The sequence below is a fragment of the Shewanella sp. SM74 genome (genome assembly GCF_025653725.1).
GTDB lineage: Bacteria > Pseudomonadota > Gammaproteobacteria > Enterobacterales > Shewanellaceae > Shewanella > Shewanella oncorhynchi.
The window spans coordinates 1-555 of the sequence record NZ_JAKKRZ010000105.1 but is presented as its reverse complement, the minus strand read 5'-3'; the positions used below and the strand labels follow the sequence as shown (position 1 = coordinate 555).

The window sequence follows — 555 nt, the reverse complement described above, 5'->3', positions numbered from 1 at the left end:
CAATCCTGCTTTCTTAAGATACTCATTACTCAGCGCTTGCTGTATTCCTGGTGTTTTCGAGCTCCGCCATGGGCCTTTACTTGTGATCCCACAAGCAACGGCAGCTTGGATCCTGACGCCACGTTTAAGTAAGTTTTGTACCTTAGTCCGCGGTTTTCGCCACTGACGCCAGTAGCACATACGCACTCGACGACGGATCCAATGGTCTAAATCGACACACCCTTGATAAGCGTTGGCTATGCCAAAGTAATTGATCCAGCCTTGCATGTATTGCCGTACTTTAAACAATTGATATCCCATGCTAACGCCCCAATTTCGGTTCGTCAGGCGTTTCATCTTTTGTTTAAAAATGTGTAATGTTTTAGCATGCCACTGGATCTTCCCGCGGTTAAAGGTAAAACCGAGGAACTTGCTTTGACCTACCTCTACCACTTGGCTTTTCTGTTCATTAACAACCAATTTTAGCTTAGTGGCAAGGTAGCGAGTAATACTCTTGAGTACCCGCTCTCCCGCTCGAATAGACTTTACCAAAATGATAAAGTCGTCCGCGTAGCG

1 protein-coding gene is annotated in these 555 nt (G+C 45.9%); it reads right to left on the bottom strand.

The features are described from left to right. A partial coding sequence (locus L5M49_RS25225) for a group II intron maturase-specific domain-containing protein (RefSeq protein ID WP_317630131.1) occupies positions 1–555 on the bottom strand: 555 nt, incomplete at both ends.